We start from the raw sequence: 277 nt of genomic DNA on the forward strand, positions 1-277 counted from the left end.
GTCAGACACGAACTCGCGGGCAACGGCAGGACGTCTCACCGATGAAACGTCCGGTGCGCGCCGCGCGCGATCGCGTGCTTCGACCGACGCCCGTATCGAGCACCCCACGCAACCGCTCCCGTCGCGCGCACCCCAGCCCGGCGCACCTCCCGGGCGCACGCCTCGACACCACCGCATCCGCGCCCGAAAATGCGACTGACGTCACCACGGCGTTACGTTACATCGGTGAAGCATTTCATCGGTCCGGACGAGTTTTCCGTGCCGCACGCCACCATAC

The 277-nt window shown here is 67.5% G+C and carries 1 protein-coding gene; it reads left to right on the forward strand.

Annotated features, from left to right (window positions below; genetic code table 11):
- Positions 1-41: 41 nt before the first annotated feature.
- On the forward strand, positions 42-277 hold a 236-nt coding region (locus SB771_RS34195; protein WP_410721942.1), incomplete at its 3' end, for a hypothetical protein.

Source organism: Burkholderia sp. SIMBA_051, from assembly GCF_046534915.1.
Lineage (GTDB): Bacteria > Pseudomonadota > Gammaproteobacteria > Burkholderiales > Burkholderiaceae > Burkholderia > Burkholderia ambifaria.